Here is a 19,856-nt window from a genome sequence, read left to right as displayed (position 1 = left end):
ATGAAACAGCTTATTTTAAACCTTTTAATAATTTCCTGTTGCCTCCAAGCCAGCTACGCCCAAACTGCAGGGTCCAACGTTTCACTCAAATCAAATAACCTGGCTATTGCCGCGTTAGAAACAGCTTCGCCTGTTACATTGCCTGATATTCAATATCATTTGACAGCGAGGCCATGGCATGCGTTAAATATTTCAAGGGATGTTTATTTATCCAGAGTTGAAGGCGTAGTTCGGGAGATAGTAAAATACCAAAGTTCAACTGGCGCCATTGTTGATCCATATGGTCGTCGCGAAATACAATATTCCACCCCTTATTTCGCATATGCCGTAGGGGCACTGTTATCCGCTGGTCGGGCTAAGGATCTGCTAAACGCCGGTATACTGGCTATCAACCACGCCACCGCCGACGTAGCCGCCGGATCGTCATCTATCCCCGACAATCACGGCGAATTTTTCCTTGGTGCGCTGTCGGGTGCTATCCCGCTTTATACGCCCTATGTTTCCGCCACACAATTACAAACATGGAAAACAAGAATGGCAAAGCCAATTGCTGATGTTATTAGCGGAAGAACCAATAATTGGAGATCATATGCAATGAAAGGAGAATGGCTCCGTGCAAAAAATGGATATGTAGACAAGGTTGCAGCGGTTAGCTGGATTGAAAGTAGCTGGATCACTACACAAAGGAGCCGCATAACAAACAATTCCTGGAATTGCTATCACGATACAAGTACTGATCCGGATGCGTGGCCCTATGAATCAGTAGGCAGGAGTAATTTATTGGCAATGATTGCTGATGGGTATAGCGGAGCGTCCAGGAATGAAATTTTAACCATGTTGAAAAGAGGGACCCAATCCAGTCTTTTGTTTCAGGATCCTTCGGGCCAGATAATTGCAGGTGGCAGAAGCGGTAATCATACGTGGAATGATATCCTGTTGGCAACTGGCTATGAAACAATGGCCGAAGTGGTTAACAAAGATGGGGATCTGCGTTTAGCCGGGCAATACCGCCATGCAGCTGCTCTTGCTTTTCAAAGTGCACAAAGGTGGGTTAGGCCAACCGGCACCTATTCTGTTACAAAAAACCATTTTGATCCGTCTGAGAGGGTAGGGTACGCGAGCTATAGCTTCTTAACTAACTACAACGGCAACATGATGCTACACATGGCAGAGAATTATCTGACGCACACATCTGCCATAACCGAACAGCCCATGCCAAATGAAATTGGCGGTTATACCATCATAAGCGACAGTCAGTTTGCTACGGCTGTTGCCAACGCGGGCGGGATGGCCATGCAAATATGCCTAAGGGGTTCAACAGCGGTTCAATATGATCGTTACTGGACTACGTTAGGAGTTGTTCGTTTTGCCAGGCCCGGCTGGGATTCGCGTCTCGGCCCTTCGGATGGAATAAGAGAAGTATCAACCATGCTGGGGGTGTCCTTTGCTCCTACATTTCTGGAAAATGGCAAATGGATACGCCTGGCCAGTGTACCGGATCGTTACGAAGCTTTTTTTACAACTCAATTTACACACCCATTACTCATTCGTTGCCAGGTAGTATATAAACCAAAAACTGGTAAAACCGGGCCCACTTTCACTAATGATTTTATTATTACCCCCGACGGCATCCTTTCAAAGCTTACCTCCACTTCCGGAAGTTTCGGAATAACCTGGCCCCTGTTAACTTTTGACGGGGCAAACCATCTTAGTACCAGCATTACCTCAAATACCGCGAGTGTATCATCTCCAAGTAAAACAGACCAGCAAAATTTTATTGCCTTGCATACCAAACCCACTATTACAGCAGTGGATAAAGCAATAAGAAGTTCTTACGGCGATCTTCTGCCCGTAAGAATGGTTTCAGGAAATACAAATAATGTAACGTTTATTTATCCCCGCAGTTCAACGGATCCATCTGCAGAATCGGTAAGAGCAAGTTTTTTGCGGTCGGGAAATGATTTTTCATCGGTATTGGGAAAAGTTCAGGGGGATACCTATATAGGAAGAACATCAGCAGGGGGAGTTGCGACATCTATTGATATCAATAACGATGGCAAGGCCGACGTAGCCTTCAATGCAACTACAGGATTTATTATTCAGTTAGAAGCCGGCAAAATCAGTAAAATAGAAACAGACAGGGATGCAACTGCGATAATTCAGGGCCAGACTTTTAATTTTAAGGCTTATACACCTTTGTCTATCGTCTTACAGGCATCCAGTATCAATAAAGTAGCGGCAGACACCGATAGCACTGCGCGCATAAACACTAAAGACAACAACAATAAACTGCTTGCTGCAAGTGATTCCTTAACCGGGACAGTTTTAAAAGATCAGCCTGAAACAGCAAAGGCCGAATTTAAGCATCCGGGCGAATCAGGCGCGCAAAAAGCCGTGGAGAATTACGATTTTAAAGTGTGGCCCGTTCCAACCCAGGGAATATTAAATTTACAAGCATCGTCTTTTTGGTCAAATTGCACCGTAACAATTTATAATTTGTTTGGTAAGATAGTTTTAACCAGAAATTTAAATGGCACTTCCATTCAAATAAATCTTGCTGATATGGCAAAAGGAACTTATATAGTATACCTTAATCAAAATGGCAAAGTAGCAAATAAGAAAATAATGCTTCAATAGCTGGCAATCAAATATTTTAGTGGGTAGTATGAGAATAAATAATCAAATCGTTACCTCGAACGATCGTGCGGGATATTTTGCTGTATACTGCCAGGAGATCTCTCCAGTTGGAAATGACAAGGTGTACAAGCTACATCAACAACACTTTCCAGGCATCCATTACACGGCCGTTATCTAACAAATGCTTGGCTTTTAAATGAAGGCGCATGGTGCGGGTGTTGCTGTCGATAGTAGCATCAAGCAGTTCTTTCATTTCACCGGTTTTGCTAAAGGCTTTTACCTCCTCATCGGATGGCAGCGTTTTAACAAGCGCCAATAACCCCAAATTATTCCCGGTTAATACGTTGGAGTTTTTAACCTCTTTAGGAAAAGCATCTACGCCTATACCTATTCCAGCATAATCTATTGGTTTGGCAATTTTAAATAAATTATCGCTGGTTACCCTACAATACCAATCACCGCCTAAACGGGCCACCAGATCTATTTTATGAGGGTCTATTTTGCCATTAGCATCCAAAATATCTTCATTGATATGAATCCGTTTCACCTCAGCAATAACCAAATTTCCTGCTCCTCCGTTTTTCCCTAACGATATCACATCATTCACTACACACTCCAATTGAACGGTCGATTCCGCTACCCTGGGTGGCTTTACAGTCTCCGAAGCCAATTCAGTAAACCCCGCTTTCGAAAACTCATTTACTTCTCTTGGATAATCCATACTGGTTAAATAGGCCTGTTGAACCATCTCATAGTTTACAACATTAATCACACATTCAGGTATTTCCAAAACGTTTTCAAGCGTATGCTTACTGGTGTTATCCCGCGCCCTGCTTGTCGGCGAAAAAACGCAAATCGGTGGATTAACACTAAACACATTAAAAAAACTAAACGGACTTAAATTAACCTCGCCATTTTTATCAATAGTGGATGCAAAACATATCGGCCGGGGTGCAATGGCATAGTGCAAATAACCTTGCATTTCCGCCGGCGTTAATGACGACGCATCAATAGTTTTTAACCCCATTCAAATTTTTATTAACGTGAGTTCGGAATAAGAAAAGCATATAAAAGGGAGTAAAGGGTACGGATTCTGCTTGTAAAATGATTGACAACAATTCATTAACAAATAACAATATCCTGTGTTGAGAGATAAAATTACAGAATTTTTTGTAAACACTGTTGACTTTTGCAACGGCAAATGAGAAAAGAATTACATACGTTGGCTTATCGTTATCAGGATATATTAGTCACTTTTTATTTGTTACTTTTGAAACCTGAATACTAACATTCAAGCAAAAAATAACATACAACAAAAGATCAAGGCAGCGATTAAAACAACTTAACATTGAAAATCAACACCTTAACACAACTAATCTATCCCATTCTTTATGGGATTATATACTCTTCAAAGCATGGCCGGCATTTATATACATATACCTTTTTGCAAGCAGGCTTGCCATTATTGTGATTTTCACTTTAGTACATCTTTAAAATATAAAGATGAATTGCTTCATGCGCTGGTAAAAGAGATCAGGCTGCAAAAAAACTATCTGGACAACGAAACAGTTGAAACCATCTATTTTGGTGGAGGGACACCATCGTTACTGGATGCCTCCGAAATAAACTTATTGATCAACGCTGTTACAGAGCTGCATACCGTGTCATCAGATGCAGAAATAACGCTGGAAGCCAATCCCGATGACCTGAATGACGCCAAGTTAAAGGGACTGCGCCAAACCGATGTAAACCGCTTCAGCATTGGCATACAATCGTTTTTTGACGATGATCTGTTATGGATGAACCGTGCGCACCGCAGCAAGGATGGTGAGGCGTCGGTTAAAAGGGCGCAGGACGCGGGTTTTGAAAACATTACCGCCGATCTGATATATGGCTACCCGCTGCTAACCGATACCAAATGGAAGCAAAACATGGATATGATGTTTGAACTGTCCATTCCGCATATATCGGCCTACTCCATAACCGTTGAGCCGCAAACCGCGCTGGCAGCATTCATCAATAAAAATAAACAGCCGCCCATGAATGAACAGCAAAGCGCTGCACAATTTACAATGCTGATGGAGGCAATGGCTGATCATGATTTTGAGCATTATGAAATATCCAACTTTTGCAAACCGGGGCATTATTCCAGGCATAATTCCAATTACTGGCAGGGCGTAAAATACCTGGGCATCGGTCCGTCGGCGCACTCTTACAATGGCGATACCAGGCAATGGAACATAGCCAGCAACCCGCAATATATACAACGCATTGAAACCGGCCAGCTACCGGCCGAAACCGAAACCCTTACAGAAGAGAACAGGCTTAACGAATATATCATGACCTCCATACGTACCATGTGGGGCCTCAATCTTGATAAGCTTAATTCGATAGCCAGTGCATCGGCCAGCCAACTTCTCATTGCGGCCCAACGCTATTTTGACAACGGCTGGATAATTCAAAAAGATAACATCCTATACCTTACCCCGGCGGGTAAACTTTATGCTGATAATATAGCCGCTGGCTTATTCTTTTAAACCTTTTGATGTTTTTTAAATCAATAAGTTGTAACAATTAGCATATTAAACAAAAACCGTTATTTATTACCTGTCGTATTTTGATATAAATACTAACCATTTATAAATTTAATGAAACTGTCAGGAGCTCGTGATAGCTTTGTTACATTTAAAACAAAAACAAACAGGCACTTTTACGTGTCACTTAAAAACGTATAAACTGATCACAGCATGAAAAAAATAATTATAGCGGCCTTTGCATTAGCAGCTTTTGCAATAGCGCCTAAGGCAAATGCGCAAACAAAAATGGTAGGTGGTGCGGCCATGTATCCGAATAAAAATATTGTTCAAAATGCTTCCAACTCAAAGGACCATACCACATTGGTGGCTGCTGTAAAAGCGGCGGGCCTGGTACCAACTTTGTCATCTGCTGGTCCGTTCACTGTATTTGCACCAACCAATGAAGCCTTTAATAAACTACCGGCAGGCACGGTTGATAACCTGGTTAAACCGGCAAATAAAGCAACCTTAATTAAAATTTTAACTTATCATGTGGTATCCGGTAAGCTAACCTCTGCCGACCTGTTAGCCAAAGTAAAAGAAGGTAAGGGTAAGGCCGAGTTAAATACCGTAAGCGGTGGTACTATTACCGTTATGGCGCAGGGACCCAAATTATACCTGGTTGATGAAAAAGGCGGTAAATCATGGATCACCATTGCCGATGTAAACCAAAGCAATGGCGTAATACAGGTAGTAAATACCGTTTTAATGCCTAACTAAGTTTTCAGGGCTACATGGACCGGAAGGGAAAACAGACCACCAAGCTCGTCAAAAATATATTAATAACAAGTTAACCCCGACAACATCAAATTTTAACAAAAATCTATACCTTTTGGGGTTTTATTTCGTTATTTTGTTTGCTTTTTGGTATTATAACGTAGCTATTTAACAATAAAACAGCCCAAAAAGTAATTAAAATATGAGTTTTATTCTCCGCCCTATTGATACTGTTGAAAATATTTCTCCTGAAGATTTCAAGAAGAACTATTTGGATCCCCGCCGCCCGCTGGTAATAAAAGGGCTTACCAAAAGCTGGCCCGCCCGCGAAAAGTGGACCCCGGAATATTTAAAACAAGTGGTTGGTAAAAAGGTAGTGCCCCTGTATGATAACTCCAAGGCCGACCCATCAAAACCTATCAATTCATCGGCTACGGAAATGCCTTTTGATGAATATATCGATATGATCCGCAGCAAGCCTACCGAGCTGAGGATATTCTTTTTTAATATTTTCAAACAGGCCCCGCAGCTTCTGGATGATATTGTGCTGCCCAAAGACCTAATGGGCGGTTTTTTAGAAAGCATGCCGGCTATGTTTTTCGGCGGTTCCAACTCGGTTACTTTTTTACATTATGATATTGACCTGCCGCATATTTTTCATACCCACTTTGGTGGGCGCAAGCACGTGATCCTGTTTGAAAATAAGTGGAAACGCCGTTTATACTGCATACCCAACGCTACTTACGCGCTGGAAGACTATGATGTATTAAACCCCGACTTTAAAAAATTCCCGGCGCTCGATGGTGTTGAGGGCATTGAAGTGTTTTTAGAGCATGGCGATACCCTGTTTATGCCTACCGGTTACTGGCACTGGATGAAATATATCGACGGATCATACTCTCTGAGCCTGCGCGCCTGGGACGCTTCCATCAGCCGCAAAGCCGCAAGTCTTTATAACCTGGCCATCAAAGGCGGGGTTGACAGCGTTCTGAAAATGGCCTTTAAAGAAAAATATGCCAAATTTCGCGAAGAACTGGCCATAAAATGGGCTAACCGCGAACTGGCTGCCGGAAAACCGCATTGAGTTGTGGGTTTGCAGTGTCGAGCTATAAGTTATTTAATAGCGATGGATTTTTTCCATCGCTATTTTTATTCGCTCACCAGCTGTGAATTTCTGCACATAGTAGTCTGTGAGGACACAGACTATGGGGAAAAATCCTTCGCTATTTTTATAACCAACTGATCTCACATCTCATATCTAACATCTCATATCTCAATCTACGATGTATGGTCGCATACAATTTTCCATTCGCCTTTTATTTTCCTGAACCATAGGGTATAATAGCCGCCCGGTGCATCTTTGGCGCGTTTAAGCCGCCAGCCGCCTAACAAAAAGGCGTTGGTGGCATCAAGTACTTTTACCTGCAATATGGTAAAGGTAAGCTGTCCCATGGCCGCCTTGCCGGGGTATGCCTTTTTATAATGATCAAGTGCTATTTTCCAGCCGTAGGAAGGTGCCGCCTTACTTACAAACAGGAGCGAGTCTGATTTCCAGTATCCCAGCATAAATCCATTGATATCGCCGCGGTTCCAGGCCAGTTGCTGATCGTACATTACTTTTAATATAGCCTGCCTGTCCTGTGCGTGTGAACCATAAGAGATGAGTATCAGGAAACAAAATAAAAATAGTTTTTTCATGAATTAAAGATAAAGAAATTGCCTGAACCACAATTTTGTTTGAACCTGGGTTCGCATGAAAAAAAAGCCACGAAAAAAATCAAATCCTCAAATCAGGAAAATCGTGGTTCAGACAAAAAAATCCTGTTATATTTGGATTATTCTACACCAAACTTTACATCAACTTTATGAACAATCGGGTATTAAGCTTCGGCGAAGTTTTATGGGACGCATTTGGCGATGGTAAAAAAGCGGGTGGCGCACCCATGAATGTGGCAATGCACTTGGTGCAACAAGGCGTTAGCGTAGCTTTTGCAAGTTCTGTTGGTATGGACAACAGTGGCGATAACCTGATCGCTTTTTTGCAAAAAAACGGTTTGTACTCTCCCCTGATCCAGCGCGATGACGAATTCCCTACCTGCGAGGTAACTGTAAAGCTTGATGAAAACAACCAGGCTACCTATATAATACCCGAACCGGTATCATGGGACAACATTGTTACTACCGAGGCGCTTAACCAATCAGGCAAACAGGCATCGGCCATAGTATTTGGCAGCCTGGCCTGCCGTAATACCGCCACCCGCGAAACCCTGTTGAACCTGCTTGATGAAACCAGGGCCCTTAAAATTTTCGATGTAAACTTAAGGTCCCCTCACTATACACTCTCTACAATTGAAACCCTGGCGGCAAGCGCCAACGTGGTAAAGATGAACGAAGAGGAGGCCAACCTGCTCATAGGTGGCAGCAACCGCTCATTAAGAGAGCAGATCACAGAGTTCCGCTCCAAATATCACAACCAAACCATTTGCGTAACCCGGGGCGAAAACGGCGCCATTGTATGGCATGATCATGAGTTTTATGAAAGTCCGGGCTGCCCCGTAAAGGTTGGCGACTCTGTAGGTGCCGGCGATGCCTTCCTGGCCACCTTTGTAGCCGGACTTCTCAACAATCACCCCATGCAGTCTGTAGTTGATAAAGCCTGCTCTGTAGGCGCATTTGTAGCCAGTCAGCGCGGCGCCAACCCAACTTATCCGCCTGAATTATTGAATAGCCTGGCTTATATTTAGGGAGGTGTGAGTGGGTGTGGTGAATGGTGAGTAGTGAGTGGTGAAATTATTTTGTATCAGATAAAGTAGTGGCAATTTAGCGCTTTGCGATAAGCATATTTACTCTGTATAGCATGCGGTTGCCACGCTACGCTCGCAATGACATGTGAAGAAAAATCTTAATGATACCATTATCCCCTTTCTCCTCCTTGTCAGCAGAATAGCTTCGGATGAAAGCAGGCAGAACACGTTGGCCCGGTGCGGCTGGAGGGGCATTAGCAATTTTGCCTGAAGCGCGGGGATAATGAGCGAACGCAGTAGCGGCAAAATTTAGCAGCCCGTGGTTCTGCCTGTTTTGCAGGGCAAGGCCATGTGCGCAAAGAAGCATTTCTGGTGACTTGATCTTTGGTTACTTTGTATCAAGACAAAGTAACAGCCTCAGCGGCAATTGAGCGCTCTGCGATAGGCATATTGGACCCTGATTAGCATAGAGATTGCTTCGTTCCTCGCAATGACGTGAAAAACGTATTTCGTTTCCTCAGAGCCTCTCCGGAGGGACCTTGAGGGACCCGAACTCACTACTCCCTGCGCCCTACTCGCTCCTCACCCATTCCCTACTCACCACTCACTACTCACCCCTCACCTCCTCACCACCCCATCTTCCTTTTTGTCATCCTTACCTAACAATTTGTTTTAATACCCACGTCGCGAAACTTTTAAGAATAATTATCCGTTCCTTTATAGTATAGAAAGGACGAGATATGCGTGGTTTTGGATTTTCCAAGTTTAAACCCAACCAAATCCCCAAAGGCGGATTTGACGAATTATTAAAGTTATTCCTGGAATTGCTCAACTATACTTCGGGCGATGCAGGCGAAGCACTGGCCTGGCTTAATGAACTCGACAAACAATATAACCTTACCAATGACGACTATGGTATGGGTGATTTTATTGACGAGCTGAAACAAAAGGGCTACCTGGATGAAGACCGCCAAAATGGTGGCTTCAACATCACTGCAAAAACAGAACAAAGTATACGCCAGTCGGCGCTGGAAGAGATATTTGGCAAGCTTAAAAAATCGGGAAAAGGCAATCACCGTACGCCCCAATCGGGCCAGGGTGATGAAAAGAATGCCGAACGCCGCGAGTTTGAATTTGGCGACAGTTTGGACCAGATAGATATGACCCAATCTATCCACAACGCGCAGGTAAACCATGGCATCGGCGATTTTATGATGACCGAGCGCGACCTGGAAGTAGAGGAAATGGATTATAAAACCCTCACTTCAACCGTGTTGATGATTGATATATCGCACTCCATGATATTGTACGGCGAAGACCGGATAACACCCGCTAAAAAGGTGGCCATGGCCCTTGCCGAGCTTATCCGCACCAAATACCCTAAGGATACGCTGGATATTGTAGTTTTTGGTAACGATGCCTGGCCCATAACCCTGCAGGACCTTCCCTATTTACAGGTTGGCCCGTACCATACCAATACCTATGCCGGGCTTGAGCTGGCTACCGATTTGCTGCGCAGGCGCAAAACGCATAACAAGCAAATATTCATGATAACTGACGGTAAGCCTACTTGTTTAAAAGAAGGCACAAAATATTACAAAAACAGCATAGGCCTGGACAGGAAGGTGGTAAACAAAACCCTGAACATGGCCGCGCAATGCAAACGCTTAAAAATCCCCATCACTACTTTTATGATTGCTAAAGACCCCTACCTGCAGCAGTTTGTTCGTAAATTTACAGAAACCAACGGCGGCAAGGCTTTTTACAGTTCACTGAATGGTTTGGGCGAATACATTTTTGAAGATTATATTAAAAACAGAAGAAAGACCGTAAGATAACAGGAGGGTTAGCAAGTGCGGGGCTGAAAATAACAACATTTGATCTTTTCAAGCTTCCGGAGCAAACAAATAATGAAAATTGACCGTATAGATCATCTGGTTTTAACAGTAAAAGATATTGAAGCAACCTGTGCGTTTTATACAAACGTATTAGGTATGGAGGTAGAAACATTTGGCGGAGGAAGAAAAGCTTTAAAATTTGGCAATCAAAAACTTAACCTGCACCAAAAAGATAATGAATTTGAACCAAAGGCACATATGCCCACCCCTGGTGCCATCGATATTTGTTTTATTACAACAGATGTTATTGGTTTGCTTAAAACAGAACTCGAAAACAAAAACATACAAACACAGGGAATATTTGAACGTACAGGTGCTACAGGCAAAATACAGTCGATCTATTTCCGTGACCCCGATCAAAACCTGATAGAGGTTAGTAATTACGTATAACAAAGCATTTAAATGAATAAACTACTGGATATAAAAACTCTTGGCGAGCTTAAAAAAACTAACTATAAAAGCCAATCGGTTAAAGATGAATTACGTGCTAATTTAATTGCGCAGCTAAAAAAACGCGAGGGCGGGTTTGAAGGCATTGTAGGGTTTGAGGACACCGTTATACCCGATCTGCAAACCGCTATCCTGTCAAGGCACAATATTTTATTACTGGGCCTGCGTGGCCAGGCCAAAACCCGGATAGCACGCTTACTGGTTAACTTGCTCGACGAATATATACCTTACATTGAGGGATCCGATCTTTTTGATGACCCCTACCACCCTATTTCGTGGTTTGGCCATCATACGGTTACCACCCTGGGCGATGATACCCCCATAGGCTGGATGCACCGCTCTGAGCGCTATACCGAAAAACTGGCTACCCCTGATGTTACCGTTGCCGACCTGATAGGCGATGTTGACCCCATTAAGGCCGCCACGCTTAAATTAACCTACTCTGATGAAAGGGTTATCCATTTTGGCCTGATACCACGTGCACACCGCGGCATTTTTGTGATCAACGAGCTGCCCGATCTGCAGGCCCGCATCCAGGTGTCGCTTTTTAATATTCTGCAGGAAAGGGATATACAGATACGCGGTTTTAAACTGCGTTTACCGCTGGATATTCAATTTGTATTTACCGCCAACCCTGAGGATTATACCAATCGCGGCTCCATAGTTACTCCGCTTAAAGATCGTATTGAAAGCCAGATATTAACACACTACCCGCGTTCAGTCGAGATCTCCAGAAAAATAACCCAGCAGGAAGCATCACTTACTGATGAGCAGCGCGCTAATATTGAAGCCGATAGCCTGGTGAAAAACCTGGTGGAGCAAATTGCCTTTGAGGCCCGTAACTCCGAGTATATCGATAAAAAATCCGGCGTATCAGCACGTTTAACTATTTCGGCCTTTGAAAACCTCATCAGCAATGCCGAGCGCCGCATGATCATCAATAACGAAACCAGCACATTTGTACGTATTACCGACTTTTTGGGTGTAATACCGGCTATAACAGGTAAAATTGAGCTTGTATATGAAGGCGAACTTGAGGGCCCCGGCAAAGTGGCCAATATACTGATAGGCAAGGCCATTAAAACCCTGTTGCTGGAATTTTTCCCCGATCCGGAAAAGGCCAAAAAAGGAAAAGCGCCAAATCCGTACGCCGCTATTATTAACTGGTTTGGCGAAGGCAATAACCTGGCCCTGGTTGATGACATGCCGCTGCAGGATTACAAAAAAGAACTTAACGAGGTTGCTGGCTTAAAGGACCTGGTTAAAAAGATACACCCGCGCCTTACCGAAAATCAACAGCTGCTGCTCATGGAGTTTGTATTGCATGGCCTGGCCGAATTTTCGCAGCTTAACAAAGGCTTTTTAGATAACGGCTTTGCGTTTTCAGATATGTTTAACAGCCTGTTTAACCTGCAGCCTGATGATGACGATGATCTGGACCTTGATGACGACCGCTATTAATTACACGCCGGTAATAAATGAGGGAACACACGCTTAACATCATCCTGATAATTACCGTATTGCTGCTTATTGACCTGTATGTATTGCATGGCATACGCGGCGCGTTTAAAAAAGTAAAGTTGCCCCACTCGGGCAACTTTACTTTTTTTTACTGGTTCGCCTCGGCTTTTTTGATAGCGGGCCTGTTGCTTGCTGTGTATGTTAATCTGGGCGTTGGCCTGCGGGCGGCGTTTATGCTGGCTTTTTTCCTTATTTTTTTAGGTAAAATATCTTTTTTACCATTCCTGCTCGCTGACGATCTGCGGCGGATGCTTATTGTGCGAAAAAACAGGTTTAAAAGAAAAACAGAGGGCACCCGCATTCCTCCGCATGAACATGCCATACCCCGTTCAGAATTCCTGATGAAAGCCGGGTTGCTTGCCGGAGCGGTTCCGCTTGCCGCTATCAGGATCAGTATGGCCGCCGGGTTATATGATTATCGGGTAAAATATCAAACCATGTATTTGCCAAACTTGCCCAAAGCGTTTGACGGCATTAAGCTGGGGCAGATATCAGATATACACTCAGGCAGTTTTTTTAACCATAAAGCGGTACTTGGGGGTATTGAAATGCTGCTGAAGGAAAAACCAGATGTTATATTTTTTACAGGCGACCTGGTTAATGAAAAAGCTTCGGAAATGAATCATTACCAAAAAATTTTTACAAAAGTAAAAGCACCGCTTGGAGTTTACAGCTCATTGGGCAACCATGATTATGGCGACTATGGTAACTGGCAATCGCCGGCCGACAAAATTAAAAACCACGCCGATCTTATTGCCACCCACAAAAACATGGGCTGGGACCTGCTGCTTAATGAGCACCGCCGCTTAAAAGTTAATGGCGAAGAAATAGGTATACTGGGTGTTGAAAACTGGGGCGAACTAAGCAGGTTCCCCAAGTATGGCCGTATGGACCTGGCTACTAAAAACACCGATGACCTGCCCGTAAAACTGTTGTTGTCACATGATCCTTCGCACTGGCGCGGCGAGGTATTGTCCAAATATCCGCAAATAGATGCCATGTTTTCGGGCCACACACACGGTATGCAGTTTGGTGTGCGCACCAGGCATTTTCAGTGGAGCCCAATTGAGTATGTTTACAAGGAATGGGCCGGTATTTACCAGGAAGGCAGTCAACAATTATACGTAAATGTGGGCTTTGGTTTTATTGGTTTAAGCGGCAGGGTTGGAATATTACCAGAGATTACGATATTTACATTAAAAGCCGGTCAGGATCCTTCCAAAAACGCGTAGTAAAGGTTCAATGCAGGCAGATATTCATTACCTAAATGAAAAAAGCACTTCTATCTGTTTTTGATTTTTTGCTGTTCAGTAATATTTTCATGTCGCTTTGCGCCGTTGCGCAGGCATTAATAACCTTTGAGCTTATAGATGCAAAACCCATGTTTACCGTTGTGGGCCTGCTGTTTACATCAACCCTGGGCATCTATAATTTTTGTATACTGTTAACCAAACCTGCACGGCCTGAGCAATCGCCACATAAACGGGTACGCTGGTTTTTTAAACATTACCGGCTTATGGTAACGTTTACCATTGTTTCGCTGCTATCGCTTGTGCCGCTGTTCTTTTTAATTACTACGGAATCAAAGATACTGCTCATCTTTTTGGGTGTTTTATCTTTTAGCTACAGCCTGCCCTTGTTTACCGTTGGCGACCATAAATTTGGCCTGCGTAACATCCCCGGGTTAAAACCATTCCTGATCACATTGGTATGGACCATGAGCTGCGTATTATTCCCGGTGCTGGAGGTACTGCACCGGCATACCAATGATATATCCATGCGCGATACCACCATATTGATAGCCAAACGCTTTCTGTTTATTGGCGCGCTTACCATTCCCTTTGATATCCGCGACCTGTTTGATGACCGCACGCAGGGGCTAAAAACCATTCCGGTGGCCTGGGGCGAAAAAAATGCGTATTTATTTTGCCAGATATTGCTTGCAGGTTATGTGGTTTTACTGTTCATTTTCAAGAAAAACGGGTTCAATGTTGATTTTTGGGCACTAACCCTAACCGTTGTTTTAACAGGTTGGCTCATATTTAAATCGGCCTGGAAAAAAGACGAATACTATTACTTCTTTTTTATGGACGGTGTACTCATATTACAATATGCGGTATTGATGGCATTCCGGTTGATAGGAGGTCATTAAAATGGCGGCCAACTATCATAACTCTGCCTGGTTTTATGACAGGCTTGCGCGCCTGGTATATGGCCGTGCGCTTATAAATACCCAGTTGTACCTGCTGCATTACATTGAACCGGGCAGCAATGTGCTCATAGTGGGTGGCGGCACCGGCTGGATACTGGAAGAGTTAACAAAGATTCACTCCTCGGGTTTGCGCATTACCTATGTAGAGGTAGCCGAAGCGATGATGGCCCTGTCGCAAAAGAGAGAAACCGGTAGCAACCGGGTGGTTTATATTAATAACGCTGTTGAAAATGTAGATCTCGCGCCTGATTTTGACGTAGTGATAACCCCCTTTTTGTTCGACAACTTTACCGAGCAAACTTTCCAAACCGTATTTACCCATATCCATCACTTGCTCAAACCTGATGGCCTGTGGCTCAATGCCGATTTTCAGCTCACCGGCAAGTGGTGGCAGCAGCTTCTGCTAAAAAGTATGTTCATTTTTTTTAAAGCGATTTGCGGCATCGAAGCCCGTAAGCTGCCTGGCATTGAAAGCTATTTCGCCGCTAATAACTACCAGGTGATCAGCGAAAAAACTTTTTTTGGAGACTTTATTATGGCTAAAGTGTATAGGAAGTGATGATCATGAATTAATCATACCTGTAGGTACTTATCAATCCATGATGGTTTTTTTGCAATAATCAGCTCAATCTTCTCTTGTATTAAACCTACTACAGATCACTTGTACCCCTACACTTTCATAAGCAACCTAAAATTTGTCATTGCGAGCGCAGCGCGGCAATCCTATTGTACAAATCACCGTTGCTAAGCAAATAACCCGTCCTGGTGAGATTGCTTCGTTCCCACAATGACATGCTGGAAATTATCAAAAAAAGTCCCTACTGGGCGTAAACAAACTTATATCCTATGCCTCGTACCGTTTGCAGGTATTGCGGCGAATCGGCATTGGTTTCTATCTTTTTGCGAAGGCGCACAATGTGCATATCAAGGGTACGGGTATTTACGTCGGCGTTGTAACCCCAAACTTCCATCATCAGCTCTTCGCGGTTTATTACTTTGTTCTTATTTTTCAGGAAATAAAGTAATATCCGGTTTTCCAATATGGTAAGTTCAATTTTGCGACCATCCCTTATCAGCAGGTGTGTATTGGGCAGGTGCTCCATATTGGCAAAACGATATGACTCAGACTTTTCGCTGTTTAGCGAAAATTTGATCTTATTATCAATCATAGCTACCAACACGTCCATGTTAAAAGGCTTGGTAATATAGTCAGACACGCCAAAGTTATAAGCCTCTATCTTGTCAACGTCCTGGGCCTTGGCTGTCATCATGATGATAAGCTTATCATACCCTTTTTCCCTGATGTTATTGCACACCTGCGATCCCGGTTTACCCGGCAGCATCCAATCCAGTAAAACAATGTCGGGCTGTTCTTCCAGTATGATATTTTCGGCATCGTCGCCATTGTCGGCTTCCAATACTTTATATCCTTCTGACTGCAAACGTTCGGCAACCAGGAAACGCAGGTTCTCATCATCTTCAACCAGCGCAATTTTAATCTCTTTATTCATATTTTAATTTTCATATGGAAGCGTAACTACAAATTCCGAACCCTCATTAACTTTACTGTGAACGGTTATTTCGCCATCCATAAAATTAACCAGTTCTTTACAAAATGCCAAACCCAAGCCAACGCTCCCGTTTTGGTTGTATTGATTCTCTATCCTGTAAAATTTTTTAAAAATATTATTCAGCTCATGTTTGGGTATACCAATGCCCCGGTCAACAAATGAAAACGTAATATTGCGTTTTTCTTGTGTAATATTTATGTTAAGTTCCTTTTTCTGAGGGTGTGAGTATTTGTAGGCGTTCTCGATAAGATTTTGGAAAACACTGCCCAAAAGCACCGGATCGGCATAAAAAGTACGAACACCTTTTACCTTACACTGCAGCTTAAAATCAGGATATTTAATTTTAAATGTATCAGTGTAGCGGCTCACAAAATCATTAATATCTATTTCTTCCTTTTTCAGGGTAATAGATTTATTTTCCAGCTGGGTAAATGACAGCAGCTTGTTCATCAGGTCATTCAGCTTATCAGCCTCCTCGTCCAGAATTTTACCATAATGTTTACGCTGCCTTTCGGTAAGTTCGCCGTCGCCACGCAAATTGGAGCCGGCAATTTTTATAACACTTACGGGTGTTTTAAACTCGTGGGTAAAATTATTTATAAAATCATACTGCAATTTAAACAGCTTTATATTCACATTTAAATTGCGGTAAATAAGCCAGCCTATAAGCACCAGGAAAAGCGATATCAATAATACCACCGCGCCTATAGGCATAAAACGGCGGTTAATTTCATTGGCAAGATAACCCTGCCCCGAGCTAAAAAACAATTTATAATCAGAAAAGGCGCCGGGAAACGAGGCCTCGGTAATCATTTTATCACCTTCACTGTCAATTGGGTCATACACCACAGGCTGTATCGATACATTCTGATAAAGCTCTGGGTGTGAGTTTTTTACTTTTAACAAATACGGATCAAGGTAAAAGGTCATCATGTTTTGCTTGTATGCAGCCGTTGCGTTGCGTTGCTGCATATCGCGGTATATTCTGATGTCCTCGCGCCGCAAAATATTAGTATAGCTTATTTTATCGGGCTTTACGTCCCAGTATGTTTTAAACAACTCATCCTGGCTTGATACGCGCGATGTATCAGAAAAGGCGATGTAGTTACTTAGTTTAACCGCCATATCTTTAAAATCCGAGTCGTCGGCCGGTTCCACCTGCCGGGCGCCCAGCACCCTGTCATTCTGATACCAGTATTGATATATCGCTTTAACCGATATGTTAAGGTTATTTTGGCGGATAGTGATGTTTGTTTTGCTGCCTATGAGTACATCATAAAATATAACTTTTTTTACAAAAGCATAATCATGAAAAACCGAAGCCGCGTACTTAGCCGCAGAAGCCGAATCTAAAAACCCCTGGTATGAGGTGATTTCAGGTACTTTATTCTGAAAAAAATCATTGTATGGCTTTATGGTTTGCTCAAGTACTTCTATTTTTTTTGAGGCAAACTCGTTTTCCACATACTTTGCAGTAAGATTATAGGATACAAAAAGCGCGATCACAAAAGTTACCGATATGAGCACCAGGAATATGATGATCAGCAAAAAATTTTTGCGGTAAACATTTTTATGTACAGGCATAAGGGGTATTAAGGTTTAACCCGCATGTTATAGTCAAGAAACTTCTCAATTTCAGAATACATTTCCATGCGGGTGTGCTCGCTTCTGAAATAGGTACGCTCATTTGGTTTTAAAAAATACTTTACGTCAACATTACGTTTGCGCAGCTCACGTACAAACTGGTTGAGCTCGCTGATGTTTGCCCGCTGATCTTTTGCGCCCTGAAAAATAATTAACGGTACTTTTATCTTATCAGTATGAAACACAGGCGAAATAGCCCTTAGCTGGTCGGCGTCAGTTTCGGGGTTCCCAACCATCTCATACATCATCTTTAAATATGGTTTAAAAAATGGTGGTGCATCCTTAATAAAGGTAAAAAAGTTAATGAGCCCATATTGTACCACCGCGCAATTATAAAGCTCGGGATGAAAGGAAACGCCATATAGTGCCGAAAAACCGCCAAAGCCGCCGCCAAAAATGGCTATCTTTTTAGGGTTGGCTATTTTTTGATTAATAAGCCAATTTACACCATCGGTTATATCGTCCTGTATTTTGCCCCCTACCTGCTTAAAGCCGGCGCTCCTGAAGGCCTTGCCATAACCGTTTGACCCCCGGTAGTTTACCTGAAAAACAGCATATCCCCTATTGGCCAAAAACTGAACCTGCTCGTCATACCCCCAAGAGTCGCGGCTCCAGGGCCCGCCATGCGGCATTATAACTACAGGCAAATTGGTTCGCCTTTTGCCTAAGGGCAGCGTTAAATAGCCGTTTATCAGCAAGCCATCGCGTGCCTTGTAGGCAATGGGCTGCATGGCGCACAATTCTCCGGGCCGCAGGCTTGAGTTTATATCGCCAAGTTTGGTTAGCTTGCCCGTATTATTTTCATAAAGGTAATAAGATCCCGGGTTGCGGTCTGTATAGGTGTTTAAAATCAACCTGTTTTCGGCACTATCACGGTCAACCACCCTTATTTCGTTACCCTTAAGCTCCGGCCGCTCTTGCAGGCTATGGTACATGCTTTCAATATCAGGTATCAAAAAATGCTTATGCGGTTTTGCTTCTTCCCATGCGGCAAACTCAACCCTGTGCTTGTTCTTTGAATACTCCACATACAATATATCGGCCTTGTTGCAGCCTAAAATTGTTTTTTGCTCTTTACCGTCTTCGGCATTAATTTCAACAAGCGCAGTTTTATCGCGATTAACGTTTGACAGCGCATAAAAGTTATTTTTTACGCCTGTAAAAGCAACCGGCTTTACCGAGTTTTTAAAATTATTTTCAATAATGGGCTTAAATGGCGTCTTATCATCAGGCCGGTATAAGATGGTTTCGTTCACTCCGTCTGACGATTTTACCAAGCGTATTTTGCCATCTGCATCAGGGAACCACTCGGTTATATTGCCCGGGTTTATTAGGTATGGAACCAGCTCGCCTGTTTTAATATTGAGCCGGTATATATCAAAATTAGCCGGATCGCGCTTGTTCATCTTAATAGTGATCACATCGGGGCGCTGCCTGTTCCGGTTAAGCATGCTTACTTTTACTTTTTCCTGATCAAGTATGTTATGTATCTTAAAAGTAGCAAGGTCAATGGTATACATTTTATAGCGGTCAAGATCAATGATCTCCTGGCTAAAAACCAGCTGGTTATTATAGGTCCAGAAATAATCTGAGCGTATGGAATAATCATCAAAAGAGGTTGCCATTCGCTCTTTACCATCGGCCAATGATTGTATAAAAAGATTTTGCTTATCCTTATACGGTTTTAAATAAGAAACATATTTGCCATCAGGAGATATTCTATAGGAGCTTTTTTCGGGGGTCTTAAAAAAATCTGTTATAGGGATGCGCCTCACTTTCTCTTTACAGGACCATAAGGATACTATAAAAACAATAAACAATATATATTTAAGTCGGCCAAGCATTATAAGATAGTCCCGTTTTGTTATTCTGGTCAAATTAATTAA

16 protein-coding genes are annotated in these 19,856 nt (G+C 43.0%); 11 read left to right on the top strand and 5 right to left on the bottom strand.

The genetic code is table 11. The annotated features are described in order from the left end of the window. Positions 1-2,637, top strand: a complete 2,637-nt coding sequence (locus tag J2W55_RS12015; RefSeq protein WP_310095975.1) for a T9SS type A sorting domain-containing protein — start codon at positions 1-3, stop codon at positions 2,635-2,637. A 130-nt stretch (positions 2,638-2,767) separates the two neighbouring features. Here J2W55_RS12015 and J2W55_RS12010 read toward each other — a convergent pair whose 3' ends face one another. After that, the gene (locus J2W55_RS12010) at positions 2,768-3,664 is read right to left on the bottom strand and encodes a flavin reductase family protein (protein ID WP_310095973.1); all 897 of its coding nucleotides are present in this window, start codon (positions 3,662-3,664) and stop codon (positions 2,768-2,770) included. A gap of 364 nt (positions 3,665-4,028) precedes the next feature. Here J2W55_RS12010 and hemW point away from each other — a divergent pair, with 364 nt between their 5' ends. The 3 genes from hemW to J2W55_RS11995 all read left to right on the top strand — a co-directional run bounded on the left by hemW (position 4,029) and on the right by J2W55_RS11995 (position 7,014). After that, on the top strand, positions 4,029-5,174 hold the full coding sequence (hemW, locus tag J2W55_RS12005) for a radical SAM family heme chaperone HemW (protein WP_310095971.1): 1,146 nt from the start codon (positions 4,029-4,031) through the stop codon (positions 5,172-5,174). 210 nt (positions 5,175-5,384) lie between these two features. Next, the gene (locus tag J2W55_RS12000; RefSeq protein ID WP_310095969.1) at positions 5,385-5,933 is read left to right on the top strand and encodes a fasciclin domain-containing protein; all 549 of its coding nucleotides are present in this window, start codon (positions 5,385-5,387) and stop codon (positions 5,931-5,933) included. A 199-nt stretch (positions 5,934-6,132) separates the two neighbouring features. Then, the gene (locus tag J2W55_RS11995) at positions 6,133-7,014 is read left to right on the top strand and encodes a cupin-like domain-containing protein (protein ID WP_310095967.1); all 882 of its coding nucleotides are present in this window, start codon (positions 6,133-6,135) and stop codon (positions 7,012-7,014) included. Positions 7,015-7,208: 194 nt separating this feature from the next. Here J2W55_RS11995 and J2W55_RS11990 read toward each other — a convergent pair whose 3' ends face one another. Beyond that, on the bottom strand, positions 7,209-7,628 hold the full coding sequence (locus J2W55_RS11990) for a YybH family protein (RefSeq protein ID WP_310095966.1): 420 nt from the start codon (positions 7,626-7,628) through the stop codon (positions 7,209-7,211). A 167-nt stretch (positions 7,629-7,795) separates the two neighbouring features. On the opposite strand from J2W55_RS11990, the gene J2W55_RS11985 reads away from it, so the two are divergent. From J2W55_RS11985 to J2W55_RS11955, 7 genes are all read left to right on the top strand, one after another. After that, on the top strand, positions 7,796-8,674 hold the full coding sequence (locus tag J2W55_RS11985; RefSeq protein WP_310095964.1) for a carbohydrate kinase family protein: 879 nt from the start codon (positions 7,796-7,798) through the stop codon (positions 8,672-8,674). Between the two features lie 740 nt (positions 8,675-9,414). Then, positions 9,415-10,512, top strand: a complete 1,098-nt coding sequence (locus J2W55_RS11980) for a vWA domain-containing protein (protein WP_310095962.1) — start codon at positions 9,415-9,417, stop codon at positions 10,510-10,512. 72 nt (positions 10,513-10,584) lie between these two features. Continuing rightward, complete coding sequence (locus tag J2W55_RS11975) at positions 10,585-10,962, top strand: VOC family protein (RefSeq protein ID WP_310095959.1); 378 nt, start codon at positions 10,585-10,587, stop codon at positions 10,960-10,962. A gap of 12 nt (positions 10,963-10,974) precedes the next feature. Next, positions 10,975-12,483: a sigma 54-interacting transcriptional regulator gene (locus tag J2W55_RS11970; protein WP_310095957.1), complete on the top strand. Its 1,509-nt coding sequence runs from the start codon at positions 10,975-10,977 to the stop codon at positions 12,481-12,483. A gap of 17 nt (positions 12,484-12,500) precedes the next feature. Then, positions 12,501-13,775, top strand: a complete 1,275-nt coding sequence (locus tag J2W55_RS11965; protein WP_310095955.1) for a metallophosphoesterase — start codon at positions 12,501-12,503, stop codon at positions 13,773-13,775. Between the two features lie 35 nt (positions 13,776-13,810). Next, a complete protein-coding gene (locus J2W55_RS11960; RefSeq protein ID WP_310095952.1) occupies positions 13,811-14,695 on the top strand; it encodes a UbiA prenyltransferase family protein in 885 nt (294 codons plus the stop codon). 1 nt (position 14,696) lies between these two features. Beyond that, positions 14,697-15,314, top strand: a complete 618-nt coding sequence (locus J2W55_RS11955) for a class I SAM-dependent methyltransferase (RefSeq protein ID WP_310095950.1) — start codon at positions 14,697-14,699, stop codon at positions 15,312-15,314. A gap of 259 nt (positions 15,315-15,573) precedes the next feature. Here the strand turns inward: J2W55_RS11955 and J2W55_RS11950 are convergent, their stop codons facing one another. The 3 genes from J2W55_RS11950 to J2W55_RS11940 are packed head-to-tail and all read right to left on the bottom strand — an operon-like array spanning position 15,574 to position 19,814. Continuing rightward, a complete protein-coding gene (locus J2W55_RS11950) occupies positions 15,574-16,266 on the bottom strand; it encodes a response regulator transcription factor (protein WP_310095948.1) in 693 nt (230 codons plus the stop codon). Positions 16,267-16,269: 3 nt separating this feature from the next. After that, a complete protein-coding gene (locus J2W55_RS11945) occupies positions 16,270-17,910 on the bottom strand; it encodes a sensor histidine kinase (RefSeq protein WP_310095946.1) in 1,641 nt (546 codons plus the stop codon). Positions 17,911-17,918: 8 nt separating this feature from the next. Then, complete coding sequence (locus J2W55_RS11940) at positions 17,919-19,814, bottom strand: alpha/beta hydrolase family protein (RefSeq protein WP_310095944.1); 1,896 nt, start codon at positions 19,812-19,814, stop codon at positions 17,919-17,921. Positions 19,815-19,856 lie beyond the last annotated feature (42 nt).

The organism is Mucilaginibacter pocheonensis (assembly GCF_031456535.1).
Lineage (GTDB): Bacteria > Bacteroidota > Bacteroidia > Sphingobacteriales > Sphingobacteriaceae > Mucilaginibacter > Mucilaginibacter pocheonensis.
Note: the sequence above shows the minus strand (reverse complement) of the source record. Positions and strands in the feature narration are given on the sequence as shown.